Below are 18,879 nucleotides of genomic sequence, written 5' to 3' on the forward strand. Positions count from 1 at the left end.
GTACAAATTTAAGATAATTTTTTGCATAATTAATTCTTTAAAAAAGATAAAAACCTGATTTTTAATAGCCTAAATCTTTCAGAATTAATTTTAATTGTTGATGTTGTTGAATAGTTAATTTTTTCCAAACAAAACCATCTTTTAAATCATTAGAAATCATTTGTGGGAAAATTCCGGCATCGAAATCTTCTTTTAAAAATTCGGGAGAAATCGCAGGAATTGGCGTGTCAAAAGAGAAAGGATAATCTTTTACCACATTAAATTTTAGATTTCCAATTTGATGAGTTGAGAAATTATTTAATTTAAATTGTGCAGGTTTTAAAAATTGATCTTTAGAAATTCCCGACATAAAATAACCTAATTTAAAACTTGGAATATATTTTTGTAATAGTTGTGGAAAACTTAAAACCGTGAATGAAATTGAAGTTAAGATTGCGGATGTTATTAAAATAAAATTTTTAGTGAATATTTGATAAAATAAAATGAAAAATATTACAAAAAAAACATCAATAAAAAAACGGTATTGCGCTGAAAATAAAATAACTAGAATGCTTTTAAGTAAAATAGAAATCCAAAGAAAATAAATTATTTTTTTATTTTTCTTAAATGCAAATAGGGTAAAAATTAAAATTAAAATAAGAAAGCTCCAATGAATTACAGACTTTATTCCATTTAAAAATAACCAATTTTTCACATAATCCGAAGTTGAAAATTGACTTATTTGCACCACAGAATATTGCATGTCATAAGTTTTTTGAATCGCAGTTTCTGAAGAAATTTTTAATAATTCTGCGTTCGGTTTCCAACTTAAATTAAAATCTAAAATAGAAATGGGAAAAACTGGAAAACCAAATGTGTAAAGGTTTTTAATAATAAAAAGTAGAAAAATAATTGAACCTAAAAAGATAAATTTTAATTTTGATTTTAAAAAGAAAATAGAGTAGAGTAAAGTGAAAATTGGTACCCAAATCATGGTTGGTTTTATAGCAAAAACAAAAATGGAAAGTGCGAATAATAATTTTGAGTTTTTATTACCGATTAATATTTCATTTAAAATAATTAAGGATAAAATAATTACGGGCAAATCTGGACTGGGAGATTGTGTAAATAAAAGTAAAACGGGAAAAAATAGAAAATGAAACCAAGATTTTTTTTCTAAAATAAAAATTAAATAAAATACCATTAAAACAGTATTTAACCTCAAATAAAGATCTGTAAAATGGGAAAATCCAGCTTCTAAAAAATGCCAAAAAGACATTTGCCCCAGAAGTAAATCTAAATTTGAAATTCCTTTTGATAAACCAATTTCTGAAAGCCATTTTATTGTTGGAACATAATACCCAAAATGGTCTAAAATAAAAGGATAAAAACTTCCGAAAAGTAAGATTATTGCTGTGACTATTGAAAAAATACGATAATTTAATTTAAGAAAAATCCATAATTCTTTCCATAATTTAAAGTAGAAAAAAGAAGTTAAACCTATTAAAATTGTTGAAATTTCTAAAAAAATATTTAGAGGAAAGAAGAAGGAAATAATGCAAAAATAAAAGGTAGAAACTAAAATCCCAGAAAATAAATAACCCGAAAAACCACTCAATAATTCACCAAAATTATAATTAAATAATTTCCCAATTCCAGAGAGTGCAGGTAATAAAATTAATAATGAAAAGAAAATATAAAGCATAAAAAAGATTGCTTAAAAATAAGCAATCTTTTTATAAATATTTTATAAATTTATTTTTTCGGTTGAACTCTTCCAGTTTTTCTGTCATTTGCTCTACCAATTGTATAACCAGTTGCTCCTCCAACAACGCCACCAATTACCGCTCCTAAAGCTCTATTTTTTTTAGCAATTATGGCTCCAGCTGCAGCTCCACCAACGGTTCCAATTACGGTTCCTTTTGCAGCAGAACTCCATCCTTTTTTCTGCGCAACGGGCGCATTTGCAGTAGAATTCCCTGAATTTGAATTATTTCGCGGCGTATTATCAACATAAACTGTTCTTGTTCTCACAGGTTGTGGATAAGATCTTGCAACAGCAGCTTTTTTTGTTTCTAAAGCTTTAATACTATCTGCTTTTTTCTGTTGTTCGTAAACCAGTTGTTCTTTTTGGATTCCTAATTTTTGACGTTCAATTTCTAATTGTCGCGTTTGAAATTCTATTTTTTGATCAGCTAAACTTTTTGTGGTTTCTGTATTTTCTTTCTTACAAGCTGTAAAACTTAATAAAGAAACTAAACCAACTAACATTATCTTTTTCATAATTTTGAGATTTCAATTAATAATATATAGTTACTTTCAATACTGAAACCAAAGTAGTGTTAAAGAAAAGTTAAAGTTGAAATTTTTGATTTTTAATAAAAAACAAGCTATTGAAAATCAATAACTTGTTTTGGAGGTTTCGAGCGGATTCGAACCGCTGTAGATGGTGTTGCAGACCACTGCCTAACCACTCGGCCACGAAACCATTTTTTTAAAGGAGTGCAAATATAACATAATATTTTTCTGAAAGAAAATTTTATAAAAATTTTATAAAAAAAATTACATTCCCTGCACTTTTAATTGCAATGTGGCTTCGGTTAAAATAACGGCTGTAATTCCATTTGGTGTTAGAAGAATTTGGGTTGGTTTTAATTTAAAAACTTTACCGCTGATTTTCAAACCTTTATAATACTCTTTATTAAAAGCCTCTTCGATACTGCTTTTTGAACTTAATTCTAAGTCTGAAGTTGGGATTCCGTATTCGTCTTCAATCATTTTAGTAATTTTTTTTTGAAATAAAAATGTCAAAGTTTTTTGGAAAATATTGCTGGTTTTTAATTTAAATTTTGTGTCGCTTAAAACTATTTTATGTTTCACTTCATTATAAATCGGTATTCCAGAAATAAAGGAAGTTCCGTTCACAGTTCCTGTGGTTTCTGCTTCTATCATTAATCTTTCATCACTTTCATAAACTTTAATTCCAGTAATTGTAATTGAAGATTTTCCTTCTCTAAAATCGTATTTTTTATTTAAAAAAGTTTGCTCTGCAATTTTTGTGGCTTCGTCGTACGGAATATTTGCGGTGGTATTTAAATTAAAATGATTCTGCAATCTTGGAACGAAATTAAAATTAGCAATTGCACCTACATTTGGTGAGTTTTCGGGTTTTAAACCAGTGAAAGTTTCTGAATAAACATCCAAACCAATGTTCGTTTGAATTTCATTTCCATAGAATTTTAATGGTGTTAAATTGACACTTAAAGGCGTAATTTTCAACCAAGTTTTATAATCTTGAGAAATTTCAAATGGCTCTGAAAACAAGTTCCACGCGGTAATTGCGAGTTGCTGAAAATTGAGTTGAGTTGTCATTTGTTCATCGATTGTAGAGCAAAATTTCGTTTGCTGTTCTTTCAAACTATTTTCCACTAAAGAAGTAATCGGGATTTTTATTCTGCCATAATCTAAAACTGGTTTCGTAACCCATTGAAAACCATTTGCAGTTGTTTTTGTGGAAATGGTCCAGTTGTTATTTGCCGTCAATTGTGTGTTGAAAAACATCACGGTTTCAAAAGTGGTGTTTTGATAAGTGTAAACGCCCAAAGTTCCGATGCCTTTTTCTGCCCAAATTTTTAATGGAACGGCAATTAATAAATTATTATTTGTTCCACCGACAATTCTGATGTCTTTTGTTTTCCAGACTTTTACTTTAAATTGGTCATTGTTGTTGTCATCGTAAGAATTATCTTCATAAATTAAATCTTTCACCGAAGAATTTACCATTGAACTTATTTCACTTAATGGAATTTTAACCGGCATCGTAATGCTGGATTTTATTTTCGGGAAAGTGTAAGTTGGAAATATTTCTGCTGTTTGCGCAAAACTTAAAATACTGAAAACGAGGAAAATAATTGAAAATGATTTCTTCATTGGTTGGATTTAAACACAAATGGAATTACTGTTCTTGAAATTTTTAACACAAATAACACGAATATTTTATGATTTAAACACAAATGACCCAAATTTTAATGTAAAAATTTTATTTTTCTAAAATCTAAAATCTAAAATCTAAAATCTAAAATCTAAAATCTATTTTCCATTTCCACACTTACGCCGCCCATTTCGCCTTTCATTGGTGGATTGGTTTTGGTTAATTTCACTTTTATAAACGTAATCTGCGGAAAATTATTTTTTATTTTTTTAATAATTCTACCGCAAACGTGTTCTAGAAGTTGGGAAGGAATTGCCATTTCAGAATGAAGAATATCATTAACTTCGGCATAATTAATGGTGTCTTTTAAATCATCAGATTCTTTGGCTTTTGATAAATCTGCATGAATTTCTACATTTAAAATATAGTAAGTCCCTAGAATTTTTTCTTCTGGTAAAACGCCGTGATAAGCGTAGATTTTTAGGTTTTCAAAGAGGATTTTGGAAGTCATTAAACATAATTGTTAAATTCCACGTCAAGATTTTAAATTTTAACAAGGTTAAATGTAAATTTATTTAATACTTTTACTCATTTCCAACATCGCTTCAATCGGTTTCAAGGCTTTCAAACGCAATTCTTCGTCCATCGTGATTTCTGGCAATTCATATTTCATACACAAATAGAGTTTTTCTAAAGTGTTGCGCTTCATATAAAAACATTCAGAACAGTTGCAACTTTCGTCAAAAATAAGCGCAGGAATGAGTTCTTTGTGCGGTGCACGTTTTCTCATTTCGTGTAAAATTCCTTCTTCTGTGGCGACAATAAATTTTTGACAATCATCTTTTTCAACATAATTTAATAGTGCAGAAGTGGAACCAATAAAATGAGCTAATTCTAAAACTGGCGTTTCAGATTCAGGATGCGCAATCAATTTTACGCCGGGATTTTCCGCCAATTGTTTTGCAATTCTTTCCATAGAAAATGCTTCGTGAACGATGCAACTTCCGTCCCACAAAATCATTTCTCTGCCGGTTTTTTTCATTAGATATTTCCCTAAATTCTTATCTGGCGCGAAAATTAAAGGACGGTCTTTTGGCAAAGATTCTATGATATGTTCGGCGTTTGAACTCGTCACAATAATATCGGATTCCGCTTTAGTTTCCGCATTACAATTAATGTAAGTTGCGATTAACGCATTCGGATGTTTTGCGCGCATTTCCCGCAAACCTTCGCCGCTACAACCATCTGCAAGTGAACAACCGGCTTGTAAATCTGGTAAAACTACTTTTTTCGTAGGATTTAAAATTTTCGCCGCTTCAGCCATAAAATGAACGCCACAAAAAGCAATCATATCTGCATTTGTATTTTTTGCTTCTCGCGCCAATTGCAAAGAATCTCCAAGGAAATCTGCAATATCTTGAATATCCGCAGTTTGGTAATAATGCGCCAAAATAATGGCGTTTTTTTCTTTTTTTAAATCCAAAATGGCTTTCACCAAATCTTCTCCTTTTGGAATATCAAAATCTTTAAATTTCAAAAATCCATGAACAGGAAGTGTTGCTTTTGCGTCTTCTAATGTGTTTTTCATCTTAATTAAATCCTTCAATAATTTTAGAAAAATCGTCTATTTTTAAAGCAGCGCCTCCAATTAATCCGCCATCAACATCGGGTTTTGAGAAAATTTCTTTGGCATTATCTGGTTTCACAGAACCGCCGTATAAAATTGAAATTTCATCGGCTGTTTCTTTTCCGTATTTGCTCGCAATTAAATCTCTAATAAAAGCGTGAACTTCTTGCGCTTGATCTGCAGTCGCGGTTTCGCCAGTTCCGATTGCCCAAACTGGTTCATAAGCAATTATTACTTTTTTAATCTCTTCCGCAGAAAGTGTGAATAAGGCTGTTTTTGTTTGATTTCCAACGACTTCTAAGTAATCGCCGTTTTTTCTTTGTTCTAGATTTTCACCATTGCAATAAATCGGTGTCAAATTTTTATTTAATAAATTTTTGATTTTAATATTTGCATTAGAATCGGTTTCGCCGTGGTATAATCTGCGTTCAGAGTGGGAAACTAAACTTCCATTAATACCAATTGAATGAATCATATCTACAGAAATTTCTCCTGTAAAAGCGCCAGAATTGTGCTCAGAAACGTCTTGTGCGAATATTGCAATTTCACCATTTTCAAAAAGGTCTTTTGCCATTGTGAGATACAAACTTGGCGGCGCAATAAAAACTTCACAGTTGGTTTTATTATTTTTTTTGTATTCTAAAAGTTGATACATCAAACGTTGTGCATCTGAATAATTTAAATTCATTTTCCAGTTTCCGGCGACAATATTTTTTCTCATAATTTTAATTTAATTTCCAAATGGTTTTCATCAACATATAAAATTGATGTTCTCTTTCCGTCACTTCATCATCAATTTTAATTAGATTTTTCGCAAACTTTAAAAAATCTTTTCTTTCTTTTTCTGTGGAATCATCGTAAAAACACCGCGCGTGAAATTCAAAATGATCTTTCCATTCTTCTGGTTGTAACGTTGCAATAACGTCTAATTCATTGTCCAAATTCATTTTAAAGGGAAATTCTTCTGCTAAATATTCTTGAATTAAAAGTCCTTCTTCAGGTGCAAATTCAAAATCTACAGAAGACAAAATCATTAAGAGATGATATCCAGCGATGGATTTATTTGATTTATTCATTTTTTTTAATTTTTATTTAAGTAATCTTCCACAGAAGATTTTCCTATAATTTTTCCGTTTTGTAAAGTTAATATAAATGGATTACTTCTCGCAATTGTTTTGATTGCGGTTCCGTCCATTAATCCGTTTTTGATATTTTTAAAAGTATTTGGTTTTGTAGAAATACCATAAATTAGCGCGTCTTTATTTAACGATATTTTTTGAATTGCTGCTTCTAAATTTGAGGTTTTCATTTCATCTGGATTGTAAGAAAAAATTAAAATTGCTTTTGGAGCATTCAAAATTTCGTCTGAAATGTCATTTCCAGTTTCATTTTCAATTTTAAATTTTGCAATTTCTGAATCGTAACCTTGCTTTACAATTTCAGAACTTGTTTTTTCTTTTTCTATTTCCCAATCTGGATTTTGCCAATAATTCTTTGAAATATAATCGTCTTGATTCACTTTTAAAATTTCACCAGTTTTTTTATTTTTTAAAGAATAAAAGGTTTTAAATTCTGCAGGATCTGCGACGATTTTTGCTTTTTCAGCTTTTAAATCCGTTCCTATTTTGTAATCGCGAAAATCGATAATTGGTTCGTGTTTTACGCCGAAATAAATAATTACTGCAAAGAGAAAACTTAAAGAGCCAAAACTTGTCCATTTTAAAGTTTTAATTGTTGTGTCATTAAAATTTTTTCTATAGAGAAAATACAAAACTAAGAGCGCACATAATAGAATAATGTCTTTCCCGAAACTTTGCCAAGGCGTGAATTTAATCGCATCACCAAAGCAACCACAGTCTGTTACAACTTTAAAATAAGCCGAATAAAAAGTGAGAAATGCAAAGAAAATACATAATAGAATTAGAAAATTAAGCGTCCATTTCAAACTAATTTTCAAGACTAATAATAAGCCTAAAATTAACTCTAAAACCACAACAAAAATTGCAAGAGCCAAAGAAAATTTTTCTAAAAAAGGAATATTAAAAACCGATGGTGCAAAATATTCTTCTAATTTAAAAGAAAAACCAACCACATCAACTGCTTTTACAAATCCAGAAGCAATGAAAATTAATCCGACAATTATGCGTAAAATATTTTTAAACATAATTTTATAGATGGAAGTTGGAAGATAGATGTAGGAAGTATACAAAATTGCGCATATTTTAGTCTTTTAATTGATTTCTAAAACCGATTATTTGATTCATTAAATGAAAGGATTCGTTATATAATTTATTAAATTTTTCTTCTGAAATATAATTTCTATTTTTTGCTTTATACAAACATGTTACAACTTCGGCTAATGACCGAATGGAATAACCTAAAAATTTTTTAAACTCTAATGTTGACTGTAAAATAGAACCTTCCGAAATATTTAATGCAATAGAATCTACCGCTCTTCTGATTTGAGAAACCAAATTAAACATTTCATCTTTTGGAAAAATATTAGAAATTTCATAAATCTCTTCTCCAAAATCCATTGATTTTTGCCAAATTATTAGTTTTTCGAATTTAAAACTCATTCGATATTACATTAAAATTAATTATTCTTTTTAAATCTCCAACTGCAAACTTCCATTCTCATTCTTCAATCTTCTCACTTCCAACCTCCATCTTTTTTATCAAACAAAAAACAGCGTAGTTTAAAATATCAAAATAATTAGCATCTAATCCTTCTGAAACTAAAGTTTTTCCGTTGTTGTCTTCGATTTGTTTTGTTCGCAAAACTTTTTGATATATCAAATCTGTAATCGAAGAAATCCGCATTTCGCGCCACGCTTCGCCGTAATCGTGGTTTTTTTTCTGCATTAATTCGGTTGCTTCTTTTGCGTAGAAATCATACAACTTCAGAATTTCTTTGGGAGATTCATCCAAATTTTCACTAAAACCTTTCTCTAATTGGATTAAACCAATAATGGAATAATTCACAATCGCAATAAATTCACTTTCTTCAGTTTCTTCAATCATTTGAATATCTGTCATCTGCAAAGTTCTAATTCTATTGACTTTTATATAGATTTGATCGGTAATTGAACTTGGTCGCAAAACGCGCCACGCTGCTCCGTAATCCTTCAATTTTTTTTCAAAAAGTTCGCGGCAATTATTGATGATTTGCGAAAATTGTAACTGGGTATTTTGCATAAAATTTCTTGGTGCTTCAAATATAGTGAAAATTTAAAATTTTAAAGTTGTAAAATCGTTTAGTTGTAAAGTTAAATATGAAAAAATTATAATTTAATTCCTAAATTTGAATGATGATTTCAGTAGTTCAAAAACCGTTTCATTCTGTTAATTGCAACGGTAAATTAGTCGATTTAAATCAACCCAAAATAATGGGAATTTTAAATCTTACACCAGATTCTTTTTCTGACGGAGGAGAATTTTTTGATGAAAAATCGGCTTTAAAACAAGTCGAAAAAATGATTTCTGAAGGTGCAGATTTTATTGACATTGGAGGGCAATCTACACGTCCAAATGCTGAATTTATTTCTGCTAAAATAGAAATTGAAAGAATAGGGAATTTAATTTCAAAAACTAAAAAAGAATTTCCGGAAATCTTACTTTCTTTGGATACTTTTTATTCTGAAGTTGTAGAATTTGGTTTTAATGAAGGAATAGATTTGGTTAATGATATTTCTGCTGGAAATTATGATTCACAACTTTTAGCAACTGTAGGGAAATTAAAATTGCCATATGTTTTGATGCACAATCATTCGGAATATTCTAAAATGCACGAAAAAATCGAGCATCAAGATTTGGTTTTGACTTTAAATTATTTCTTTTCTGAAAAGATTTTAGAATTGCAATCTTATGGAATTACAGATTATATATTAGATCCAGGTTTTGGTTTTGGAAAAACAGCGGAACAACAATTTCAATTAATTGATGAATTAGAATATCTCAATTTTGCTTTAAATCCTTTATTAATTGGAATTTCACGGAAATCTTTTATTTATAAATCTTTAAATAAATCGCCGTTGGAAATTAATGAAGAAACTCAGAAATTACATTTAAAATGTTTGGAAAAAGGGGCTAAAATTTTGAGAGTTCATGATGTTGCAGAAGCAAGAAAAACGATTGAGATTTTCAGTAAATAAATTCTTAAAAATTGCTCTCGCAGATTTTGCTGATGACGAGATTTAAATCTATTTTTAAGAATAGTTTTTATCATTCCGTAGGAATCTAGGCTGCTTAGATTCCTTCGGAATGACAAAGTTGGAAATAAAATATGCCAAATTCGCGCGAGAATAGAAATTGAAAAATTAGTTGAATCCAGCGATTTTATCTGAGTATTCTTTTGCGAATTCTTTCTGAATTTCCTTTAATTCTTCTAATTTTTTTGGTAAAATAAAATGAAAAAGTGGTTTATTTTCATCATCTAAAAACACCAATTCTTTTTCTTCGCCATCAATCATTTGCGCAAAAATATCCCACATTGATTGGCCTTTTAACTTTATCAATTCAAAAAATGGTGTCGCTTTTATTTCTATAATTTTCATCAAAATTGAGTTTCCGCAAAATTAATTTAATATTGATTTTAATGCAAGAGAAACTTCTTCAGCTCTGTTTAAAACCATCAAATGACTTCCGTTTTCTATTCTAAAATCGGGAGGTGAAACTTTAATTGGCAAAAGAAAATCTTTAGTTCCGTGGATTCTGTGTAGATTTTTGGGAACAAACTGGTTTTTCCAATTTATAATTTCATCTATTGCCCAAACTACAAAATCCAAATCTGTGTCTCGCAAAACTTCTTTTAATAACTTTTTATCTTGCAAAGTTTTTGCACCAAAAAGCCAATGAATAAATGGATTTGTTTGTTTGTAAAGTTGCTTTGGTATTAATTTATGCCAACTCAAAAAAGCAGAAAGTCTGTATAAAAGTGGAAGTTCTTTCATATTAATAATGGAAGAAAGTAAAATTATTTTTCCTGTCGGGATTTGTTTTGCAATTTCTACAGCCATCATTCCACCAAGTGAAAGTCCAAAAATAATGGGTTTTTCTTCGGTGATTTGTTCTTTTAATCTTGTGGCATAATTTGCTATAGTTTCATTTTTTTTTGGTTTAATCCACTTTAAATAAATGGGATTAAATCCTGAAAAATCCAATCTTTGAAACATCCGTTCATCTGCACCAAGACCGCTGATTATGAAAAGTGTTTTTGGCAATTTTTGAAACTTTTAAGACATTAAAGTTAATTAAATTAATTTAGAATCCCAAAGCTTTCAGCTTTAATTGTATTGCAAAATTCTCTTTAAATACTGAAGTTTTATAATAACCGACGCGGTAAAAAATGCCCAAATTAAATTGTGAAGACAAAAAATTATTCCATTCTAAACCCACTTCTTGGTAAAGGTGATTTAATGGTTTAAAATCAAATTGATGGTATTCTGGATTTTTCATATTTCCAATAGCGCCTTTATAAACAACATCAAAACTTGAAATATTTTTCCCAAAACTTTTAAAATACCATGGAATTCTGTGGGTAAAATAATATCCAAAAAATTTATCATTATAATATTTTCCAGCTTCCATCGTTGCAAAACCGAGATAAGTGGTTAAATTAAAGTTGGATAATAATCCAGTAATTTCATGCGGAGCAAGTCCATTCATCTGAAATTGATGCCAAATTGGAGCATTTCCTGTAGAAATTCCACCAAATAATCTCACACCAGTTTCTCCTAGACTGGATTTAAAAGTATCGATATAAAGTGCGTCTATTCTGCTGAAATTAAAATCTCCGCCTAAAGTTTTCATGCCTTGTTCGTAATTTAAATAAAGTTCAGGATAATTATGTTCGTACATATATTTCCCAGAAGGCGTCATTATATTTTTAGATTTTGGAGAGAATTTTAAAGTCATCAAAGTGCTGAAATTTTCAAATTGTGCGCCTTGATTTCTGAAATTATAAGCAAATTTCGCTTCTTCTTTGTCTTTTTTCGCAGAAACATTTAGTGTAATTCCGTTGGTTAAATCATTTTCATAAGATAATTTAAAACCTTCAAAATGATAAAAATGATCGTTTTTTACGTTGACTCCGGAATTCATTAATCTCATTCGCAGATTCCATTGGTTTTGGTTAAATTTCCCAGCTGCTGTGACATCGTTATAATATTCTGCGCGGAAAAAGGAATTTTTTTCTAAAGTAGTTTTTACGTCCAAACCAACGCCGTATTTCCAAGCGTGATCTTTGAAACCATAACCAACATAAGCATCCGGAGAAATATAAGGATTAAATTTTTCATTTAATTTTAAACCAAGACCTAATCTAATTCCTTGATATTGATCATAATCAAATAATTTTGGAACTAAAATATCTACATTTCCTAAGCGTAATCTTCCTTTTAATAAATTTGTAAAAATCCCTAATTTCTGATCAATTTTATATTTTTTTCCAACGCTATCAATTTTTACATAAGTGTTTTTTTCTCTTTCAGTAAGTGGTTCTGTTCTGTATTTTGATAAAGAAGTTCCGTCTGCTTTTTCAACATCCATTGTGTAGCCTTTGAACTCTTTTGAAGTAACATTTATTGGCGATTTAAAATCAAAATAATCGGATTTTACATACACATAATTTCCAAATTTTTTCTGGATTTTATCTTTCTTATCTTTTTTATTATTTTCATCAAATGTAATATTCCCAGCTCTTATTTTTAAATTTTCTTTTTCTAAAAACCACTTATTATTAATAGGTTTCCAAATAGAAATAATACTTCCATCACTTTTTATTTTGCTATTACTTTCAATTTTTTTAATAGCATAAGAATCCATATCAATATAAATATAGCCATTAAATTTACGATTTTTTCGAATCTGCTTATAATCTACTTGTCGGAAACGAATGACAAAATTTTTTCTTCCATCAATTTCAATGGTATCGGTCAAAAAAAATCGGTACAAATCTCTGTTTTGTTTGCTAATTTCTTTCGGTATTTTGAGACGATTGGAGCGCAAAGTCATCATTTCATAAATAGGTTCTTTCAAACCAGAAACGCGGTTATCCAAAACATTAATTTTCTCACCATATTTTTGCGAGAAAAGATGTTCTTGCACGCGTTCCCATAGAAAAAACTTGCTGCTTTTTATTAATTTTATCACATTTTTGCTTTCCAAAGAATCTTTCTTTTTTTCTTTTGAAAGGTTATTTTGTGGTAAACTTTCTAAAGAATCACTTCTTTTATTTACATAATTGCGATAAGTAGAAAGGCTGTCTTCATTAATATCGAAAGAGATTTTGTCGTAAGATTTATAACTGTAAGAATCTAAACTTTGGGGTGAATTTTCTTTGTACTTTTCATTTACATTATCCAAAATTTTTAAAGCACGTGGATCGCTTTTGTCACTTAAAATAACACCTTCAATATTTTTCACTGAAGAATCTTCTTTGCTTAAAACTACTTTCATAATTTTTTCTGTAATTGCATCATCTTCATAAAAACCTTTTACAAAAACAGTTACTTTTTCACATTTAGTTTTGAAATTTAAAATCCCAGAATCGTTTGTGAAGCCTAAAATTTTGTTGTTACAACTTACTTTTGCGCCAGAAATTGGAAGTTGATTTTCAGCATTTAATACAGTTATTTTTGATTGTGAATTTCCAAAAGTAAAGATTGTGAGAAATATTATAAAGTAGAACTTTTTCATAAAAGATTTTAAACAAATTTAGATTAAAATTAAGTTTATTTAGATTTTAAAATTAATAAAAAAAAAGGGTAGCAATAATTGCTCCCTTTTCTATATAAAAAAATCTTATTAAATTTCTAATGCTTTTTGATAGGCATTTTCTAATCCTGCTAAATTTTTTCCACCTGCAGTAGCAAAACCTGGATTTCCACCGCCGCCACCTTGAATTCCCTTGGCGAGTTCTTTCACAATATTTCCTGCATTATATTTTGTTTCTAAATCTGCAGAAATTCCTACGGTAATCATGGGTTTTTCATCATAGTCAGAAAGAATAATTATCACTGAATTTTTCATTTCTTTTTTCAGTTGAAATACAATGTCTTTAACACTTCCTGCGTCTAAATTTACTTTTTTCACTAAGAGTTTTTTACCTTCTTTTTCTCTAAAATCATTTTTCCAATTGGCGGTTTCGCTTTTTGCTTTTTCCTTTTTCAAAGATTCGATTTCAGATTTTAAAGTTGTGTTTTCTTCTAATAATTTTTCTACAGATTTCGCTAAATCTTTTGATTTTAATAAATGTGAAATCTCTTTAATCTCATATTCCAAATTTTTAAAATAATCACTGCTTTTCTCTCCGGAAATAGCTTCAATTCTTCTTATTCCTGCAGCTGCAGAAGTTTCCTGCTGAATTTTAAAATGACCGATTTTACCCGTGTTTTTCACATGAGTTCCACCGCAAAGTTCTTTGGAAGAACCAAATTGAATTAGACGAACATTTTCGCCGTATTTTTCTCCAAAAAGTGCCATTGCTCCTTTTTCCATCGCTTCTGCAATCGGAATATTTCTAAATTCTTGAAGCGCAATATTTTCCTTAATTTTTTGATTCACTTTATTTTCAACCAATTCTAAATCTTCATCGCTAATTTTTCCGAAATGTGAAAAATCAAAACGCAAATAATCAGGCCCTACAAAACTTCCTTTTTGTTCAACATGTGTTCCCAAAACTTCTCGCAAAGCTTCATGTAAAAGATGCGTTGCAGTGTGATTGGCTTCTGAATTCTGTCTGTCTTTATTTTTGATTTTTCCGTAAAAAAGTGCACCCGGATCTTTTGGTAAATCTTTTATTAAAGATATATTTAAATTATTTTCTTTCTTAGTTTCTAAAATTTCTATGACTTCAGAATTATTTTTAATATTAAATAAATCTGGATTTGAAATATCAAAATCCGCTGCATAAGATGGAATTAAAAAACCTTTATCACCAATTTGTCCGCCACCTTCTGGATAAAATGGCGTTTTTGCTAAAACGATTTGGTAAAAAATACCGTCTTTATTTTCAATTTTTCTAAATCTATTAATGAAAGTTTCACTTTCAGATTTATCATAACCTACAAATTCCTGCTCTTTTTCTTCTAAAATTTCCCAATCATAAATTTTTTGTGTTGAAGATTTTTTTGAACGTGTTTTTTGATTGAGCATTTCTTCGTCAAATGCTTTTTCATCAATACTTAATCCTTTTTCTTCGGCAATAATTCTGGATAAATCTGCTGGAAAACCAAACGTATCGTACAACTCAAAAACTTGATTTCCGGGTAAAATGGTTTGATTATTTTTAAGCGTTTCATTAATAATAATTTCCAAACGAACAAGACCATGTTCAATGGTTTTTAAGAAAGAATTTTCTTCTTCTTTAATGACTTCAGTTATTAATTTTTCTTGTTTTACCAACTCTGGGAAAAAGTCGCCCATTTCATTTTTTAAAACTGCAACCAATTCAAAAAGAAAGGCTTCTTTCATATTTAGAAAACGGTAAGAATAAGAAATTGCACGACGTAAAATTCTTCTAATTACATAACCTGCGCCATTATTTGAGGGCAATTGTCCGTCTGCAATCGCAAAAGAAACTGCTCGAATGTGATCAACTAAAACTCTAATTGCAATATCTTTTTCATTTTCTAAAATTCCAGTGTATTTTGCTCCGGAAAGTTGTTCAACTTTTGAAATTAAAGGCGTGAAAACATCGGTGTCATAATTTGAAGATTTTCCTTGCAAAGCCATACACAAACGTTCAAAACCCATTCCTGTATCGACATGTTTATTGGGTAATTTTTCTAAACTTCCGTCGGCTTTTCTATTAAATTCCATGAAAACCAAATTCCAAACTTCTACCACTTGCGGATGATCATTATTTACTAATTCTAATCCGGAGATTTTAGATTTTTCTTCTGCAGTTCTTAAATCAATATGTATTTCTGAACACGGACCGCAAGGTCCAGATTCGCCCATTTCCCAGAAATTATCTTTTTTATTTCCGTTGATAATTCGGTCTTCAGAAATGTGCGTTTTCCAAAAACCAAAAGCTTCATTGTCTCTTTCTAAATTTTCTTTTTTGTCGCCTTCAAAAATGGTTACATATAAATTTTCTTTTGGGATTTTATAAACTTCTGTCAATAATTCCCATGCAAAATCGATGGCTTCTTTTTTAAAATAATCTCCGAAAGACCAATTTCCAAGCATTTCAAACATCGTGTGATGATAAGTATCTCTTCCAACATCATCCAAATCATTGTGTTTTCCCGAAACTCGCAAACATTTTTGAGTATCCGCAATTCGCGGCGAACTGGGTGTTTTGTAGCCTAAAAAGTAATCTTTAAACTGCGTCATTCCAGAATTGGAAAACATCAAAGTTGGATCATCTTTTAAAACAATGGGTGCAGAAGGAACAATCTGATGCTGTTTGCTTTTAAAATAATTTAAAAATTGTTGGCGAATTTCTTGTGAAGTCATTGGGTTTTTCGGTTTTGCTTTTCTTTAGAATGCAAAAATAATCATTTCAATTCATTTTATTGAACATTGAATGAAACTCAGTTGAGTGGTAAACTTAATTTACTTCTGCAGAAGTTTAATACTTTATAGATTATATTCTTTAAATTTGATTAACTAAATATATAGAATGAATCTCACTGAAATAGCACAAAAATTATCAATATCCGTACAAGCAATAAAAAAATTTATAGAAGATTTCCGTCTTAATATTGATGAATGTTTTACTAATGATTTCCAACTACAACCCGAATTTGAAAAATTTATTATAGAAAATAAAGAGTTTCTAAAGAAATATGAGGAAGATTTAAATATAAAAAAATCGGCACAAGAAATTTCTGAAAAAATAAATAAGCCGACAGAAAAGATTAGTGAAATATTAGAAAATAACCAAGCAAAAATTTATGATAATGGAATTTATAAATCATCTGTTTCAAGTTTTAGTATTGATAATCAGTTAGGAGGAAATTATCAGTTTGTATATAAATATTTTGACCAATCCAACAAATTATGTCACAGAGATTTTATTGGTTACAGAGATTTGTTTTTTTATATTTCTGATGCGTTAGAAACTTTTATTAATAAAGTAGAAACCGAAAACTGGGGTATTCAAAAACCAGCCGGAATTATTTTATATGGACCTCCCGGTTGTGGTAAAATTTTTTGGGCAAAAAAAATTGCAGAGATTACAGATTATCATTTTAAAGAATTAAAACAACATTATTTAGGAGCTACTTTTGTAGATGGAAGTAGAGAAAGTTTTAATCAATTTTTAATTTCTATAATGAAGCAAGATCACACGCTTCTATTTTTAGAAAATTTTAATGAAATAATGGAAACTAGAACTTCTGCAGATGCAATGAATTGTGAAGATGAAGAAACCAAAGAAATTGTTCTGCATTATATAAATAAATTTGAACAAGAAGGAGTTTTGATGGTTGGTTCTGCTAATTTTCTAGAAGGGATAGACTCTGAAATTTTAGCGCCTGGAAGGTTTGATATTTTGATTCCTGTATTTCCGCCAAATGCTGAAGAACGCGCAGAATTATTATTGTATCACATGACGAAAGGTTTGAAAGATGACTCTATACTTTTAGAAATTTTAAAAGAAAATAAAGCTGACTTTGTTCCTTTTTGGTTAGAAATTTCTGGGAAAATGAAAGCATTTTCAAATACAATGCTTATCGATTTTACACAGAGTTTAAAAAAGAAAATCCGCAAACAATTCAATAAAAATAAATCTGACAAAAAAATGAGTGAAGATTTGTTAAACAACGCATTGCGAGAAGCATCAGCAAAACTAACGCCAGATTATTTAGAAAAAGTAGACCAGTTTTTACAGGATATGAAAAAGAATAATTATGATGATTTTCCGGTGAGAATATCTACTCTTTCTCAAGAATTAGAAACTTATAAAATTCAACCGATTATAGATAATCCGATTGGTTTTCAACACAATGCAGAAAATTTTTAATTTGAAATAATTAAATTGAACAGCATTTAAAAATTTGAGATTTTTTTATAGAAAATATTTTAATGTTGAAAGTTTTAAAGTGTTTAACAGGTTTCAATAAAAATCATTTTTAATATGAGTTTCAAACAATTTTTGGTTTTAAATGCAATATTTTAAACTTTAAATCCACATAACTTGGTTTAATTTTGCTGTTAAAAAACTATTTTTGCAATTGCTATGATTAATAATGACCAACTAAAAGACCTTCAAACTAGAATTGAAGATCTTCATAAATACCTGCAGATAGAAAAAAAGAAACTCGAAATTTTTAATGATGACGAGAAAACACTTGCGCCTGATTTTTGGGATAATCCGAAAGATGCAGAAGTTTTTCTACGTGCATTGCGCTCTAAAAAAAAGTGGGTAGAAGATTATGAAACCATTTTCACAGATTTTGAAGATTTACAAGTTTTAGTGGAATTTGCCAAAGAAGACGCAGAATCTGAAAAAGAATTGGATAAAAATATTCCAATATTAGTGGAAAAAATTGAAAATTTGGAATTTAAAAATATGCTTTCAAATGAAGGCGATGAATTGTCCGCGGTTTTGCAAATTACAGCCGGAGCAGGTGGAACAGAATCTTGTGATTGGGCGCAAATGTTAATGAGAATGTACACAATGTGGGCGGAAAAGCAAGGTTATAAATTAAGAGAATTAAATTTTCAAGCAGGTGATGTTGCAGGTGTGAAAACTGTGACTATCGAAATAGAGGGAGAATTTGCTTTTGGTTATCTTAAAGGTGAAAATGGTGTTCATCGATTGGTGAGAATTTCTCCATTTGATAGTAATGCAAAACGACATACTAGTTTCGTTTCAGTTTATGTTTATCCGTTGGTAGATGATTCTATCGAAATTAATATTAATCCCGCAGATATTTCTTTTGAAACGATGCGAAGTTCTGGAGCAGGTGGACAAAATGTAAATAAAGTAGAAACTGCGGTTCGATTGCGCCACGCACCAACAGGAATAATTATTGAAAACTCAGAAAGTCGTTCTCAACTTCAAAATAAGGAAAAAGCGATGCAGCTTTTGAAGTCCAGATTATACGAAATGGAACTCGCGGAAAAACTTAAAGCACGTAATGAAATTGAAGCCAATAAGATGAAAATAGAGTGGGGAAGTCAAATTAGAAATTATGTAATGCAACCTTATAAATTGGTAAAAGACGTTCGTTCTGGACACGAAACTTCTGATGTTGAAGGAGTTTTAAATGGTAATATTACACCATTTTTAAAAGCATTTTTAATGGCAGATGGAACTTCAATTGCGGACGAAGAAGATGTTTTTTAGTTTATCTCATCCAAAAAAAATTCGTATTTATTATAATCA

At 29.6% G+C, this 18,879-nt stretch carries 17 protein-coding genes and 1 tRNA gene; 3 read left to right on the forward strand and 15 right to left on the reverse strand.

The genetic code is table 11. The features are described 5' to 3' along the window. Positions 1-61: 61 nt before the first annotated feature. From ACN0WB_RS07675 to ACN0WB_RS07725, 11 genes are all read right to left on the reverse strand, one after another. Positions 62-1,684, reverse strand: a complete 1,623-nt coding sequence (locus ACN0WB_RS07675; RefSeq protein WP_417430486.1) for an LIC_10190 family membrane protein — start codon at positions 1,682-1,684, stop codon at positions 62-64. A 50-nt stretch (positions 1,685-1,734) separates the two neighbouring features. Further along, positions 1,735-2,262 carry a glycine zipper domain-containing protein gene (locus ACN0WB_RS07680; protein WP_417430488.1) on the reverse strand — a complete coding sequence of 176 codons (528 nt, stop codon included), beginning with the start codon at positions 2,260-2,262 and terminating at the stop codon, positions 1,735-1,737. 131 nt (positions 2,263-2,393) lie between these two features. Beyond that, positions 2,394-2,467, reverse strand: a tRNA-Cys gene (locus tag ACN0WB_RS07685). A gap of 74 nt (positions 2,468-2,541) precedes the next feature. Further along, positions 2,542-3,909, reverse strand: coding sequence for a DUF4403 family protein (locus ACN0WB_RS07690; RefSeq protein WP_417430490.1), 1,368 nt, complete (start codon positions 3,907-3,909; stop codon positions 2,542-2,544). Positions 3,910-4,061: 152 nt separating this feature from the next. After that, positions 4,062-4,421, reverse strand: a complete 360-nt coding sequence (gene folB, locus ACN0WB_RS07695) for a dihydroneopterin aldolase (RefSeq protein ID WP_417430492.1) — start codon at positions 4,419-4,421, stop codon at positions 4,062-4,064. A gap of 60 nt (positions 4,422-4,481) precedes the next feature. Continuing rightward, positions 4,482-5,498, reverse strand: a complete 1,017-nt coding sequence (gene nadA / locus ACN0WB_RS07700; protein WP_417430494.1) for a quinolinate synthase NadA — start codon at positions 5,496-5,498, stop codon at positions 4,482-4,484. 1 nt (position 5,499) lies between these two features. Beyond that, a complete protein-coding gene (tpiA, locus tag ACN0WB_RS07705; protein ID WP_417430496.1) occupies positions 5,500-6,258 on the reverse strand; it encodes a triose-phosphate isomerase in 759 nt (252 codons plus the stop codon). A 4-nt stretch (positions 6,259-6,262) separates the two neighbouring features. Next, a complete protein-coding gene (locus ACN0WB_RS07710) occupies positions 6,263-6,613 on the reverse strand; it encodes a TerB family tellurite resistance protein (protein WP_417430498.1) in 351 nt (116 codons plus the stop codon). A gap of 5 nt (positions 6,614-6,618) precedes the next feature. Beyond that, positions 6,619-7,701 carry a BT_3928 family protein gene (locus tag ACN0WB_RS07715; protein ID WP_417430686.1) on the reverse strand — a complete coding sequence of 361 codons (1,083 nt, stop codon included), beginning with the start codon at positions 7,699-7,701 and terminating at the stop codon, positions 6,619-6,621. 58 nt (positions 7,702-7,759) lie between these two features. Next, on the reverse strand, positions 7,760-8,116 hold the full coding sequence (locus tag ACN0WB_RS07720) for a four helix bundle protein (protein WP_417430500.1): 357 nt from the start codon (positions 8,114-8,116) through the stop codon (positions 7,760-7,762). Between the two features lie 58 nt (positions 8,117-8,174). Next, positions 8,175-8,735, reverse strand: coding sequence for a DUF1599 domain-containing protein (locus ACN0WB_RS07725; protein ID WP_417430502.1), 561 nt, complete (start codon positions 8,733-8,735; stop codon positions 8,175-8,177). 110 nt (positions 8,736-8,845) lie between these two features. Here ACN0WB_RS07725 and folP point away from each other — a divergent pair, with 110 nt between their 5' ends. Next, positions 8,846-9,691, forward strand: a complete 846-nt coding sequence (gene folP, locus ACN0WB_RS07730; RefSeq protein ID WP_417430504.1) for a dihydropteroate synthase — start codon at positions 8,846-8,848, stop codon at positions 9,689-9,691. A gap of 165 nt (positions 9,692-9,856) precedes the next feature. Here folP and ACN0WB_RS07735 read toward each other — a convergent pair whose 3' ends face one another. The 4 genes from ACN0WB_RS07735 to alaS all read right to left on the reverse strand — a co-directional run bounded on the left by ACN0WB_RS07735 (position 9,857) and on the right by alaS (position 16,001). Next, complete coding sequence (locus ACN0WB_RS07735) at positions 9,857-10,093, reverse strand: hypothetical protein (protein ID WP_417430506.1); 237 nt, start codon at positions 10,091-10,093, stop codon at positions 9,857-9,859. A gap of 21 nt (positions 10,094-10,114) precedes the next feature. After that, complete coding sequence (locus ACN0WB_RS07740) at positions 10,115-10,759, reverse strand: alpha/beta hydrolase (RefSeq protein ID WP_417430508.1); 645 nt, start codon at positions 10,757-10,759, stop codon at positions 10,115-10,117. A 40-nt stretch (positions 10,760-10,799) separates the two neighbouring features. After that, complete coding sequence (locus ACN0WB_RS07745) at positions 10,800-13,235, reverse strand: DUF5686 family protein (RefSeq protein ID WP_417430509.1); 2,436 nt, start codon at positions 13,233-13,235, stop codon at positions 10,800-10,802. Between the two features lie 108 nt (positions 13,236-13,343). Further along, positions 13,344-16,001, reverse strand: a complete 2,658-nt coding sequence (alaS, locus tag ACN0WB_RS07750) for an alanine--tRNA ligase (RefSeq protein WP_417430511.1) — start codon at positions 15,999-16,001, stop codon at positions 13,344-13,346. Positions 16,002-16,167: 166 nt separating this feature from the next. On the opposite strand from alaS, the gene ACN0WB_RS07755 reads away from it, so the two are divergent. Then, positions 16,168-17,511, forward strand: coding sequence for an AAA family ATPase (locus ACN0WB_RS07755; RefSeq protein ID WP_417430513.1), 1,344 nt, complete (start codon positions 16,168-16,170; stop codon positions 17,509-17,511). Positions 17,512-17,727: 216 nt separating this feature from the next. Next, positions 17,728-18,840 (forward strand): peptide chain release factor 2, encoded by a 1,113-nt coding sequence (prfB, locus tag ACN0WB_RS07760; RefSeq protein ID WP_417430514.1) that lies wholly within the window; start codon positions 17,728-17,730, stop codon positions 18,838-18,840. Positions 18,841-18,879 lie beyond the last annotated feature (39 nt).

It is taken from the genome of Halpernia sp., assembly GCF_048269545.1.
Classification (GTDB): domain Bacteria; phylum Bacteroidota; class Bacteroidia; order Flavobacteriales; family Weeksellaceae; genus Halpernia.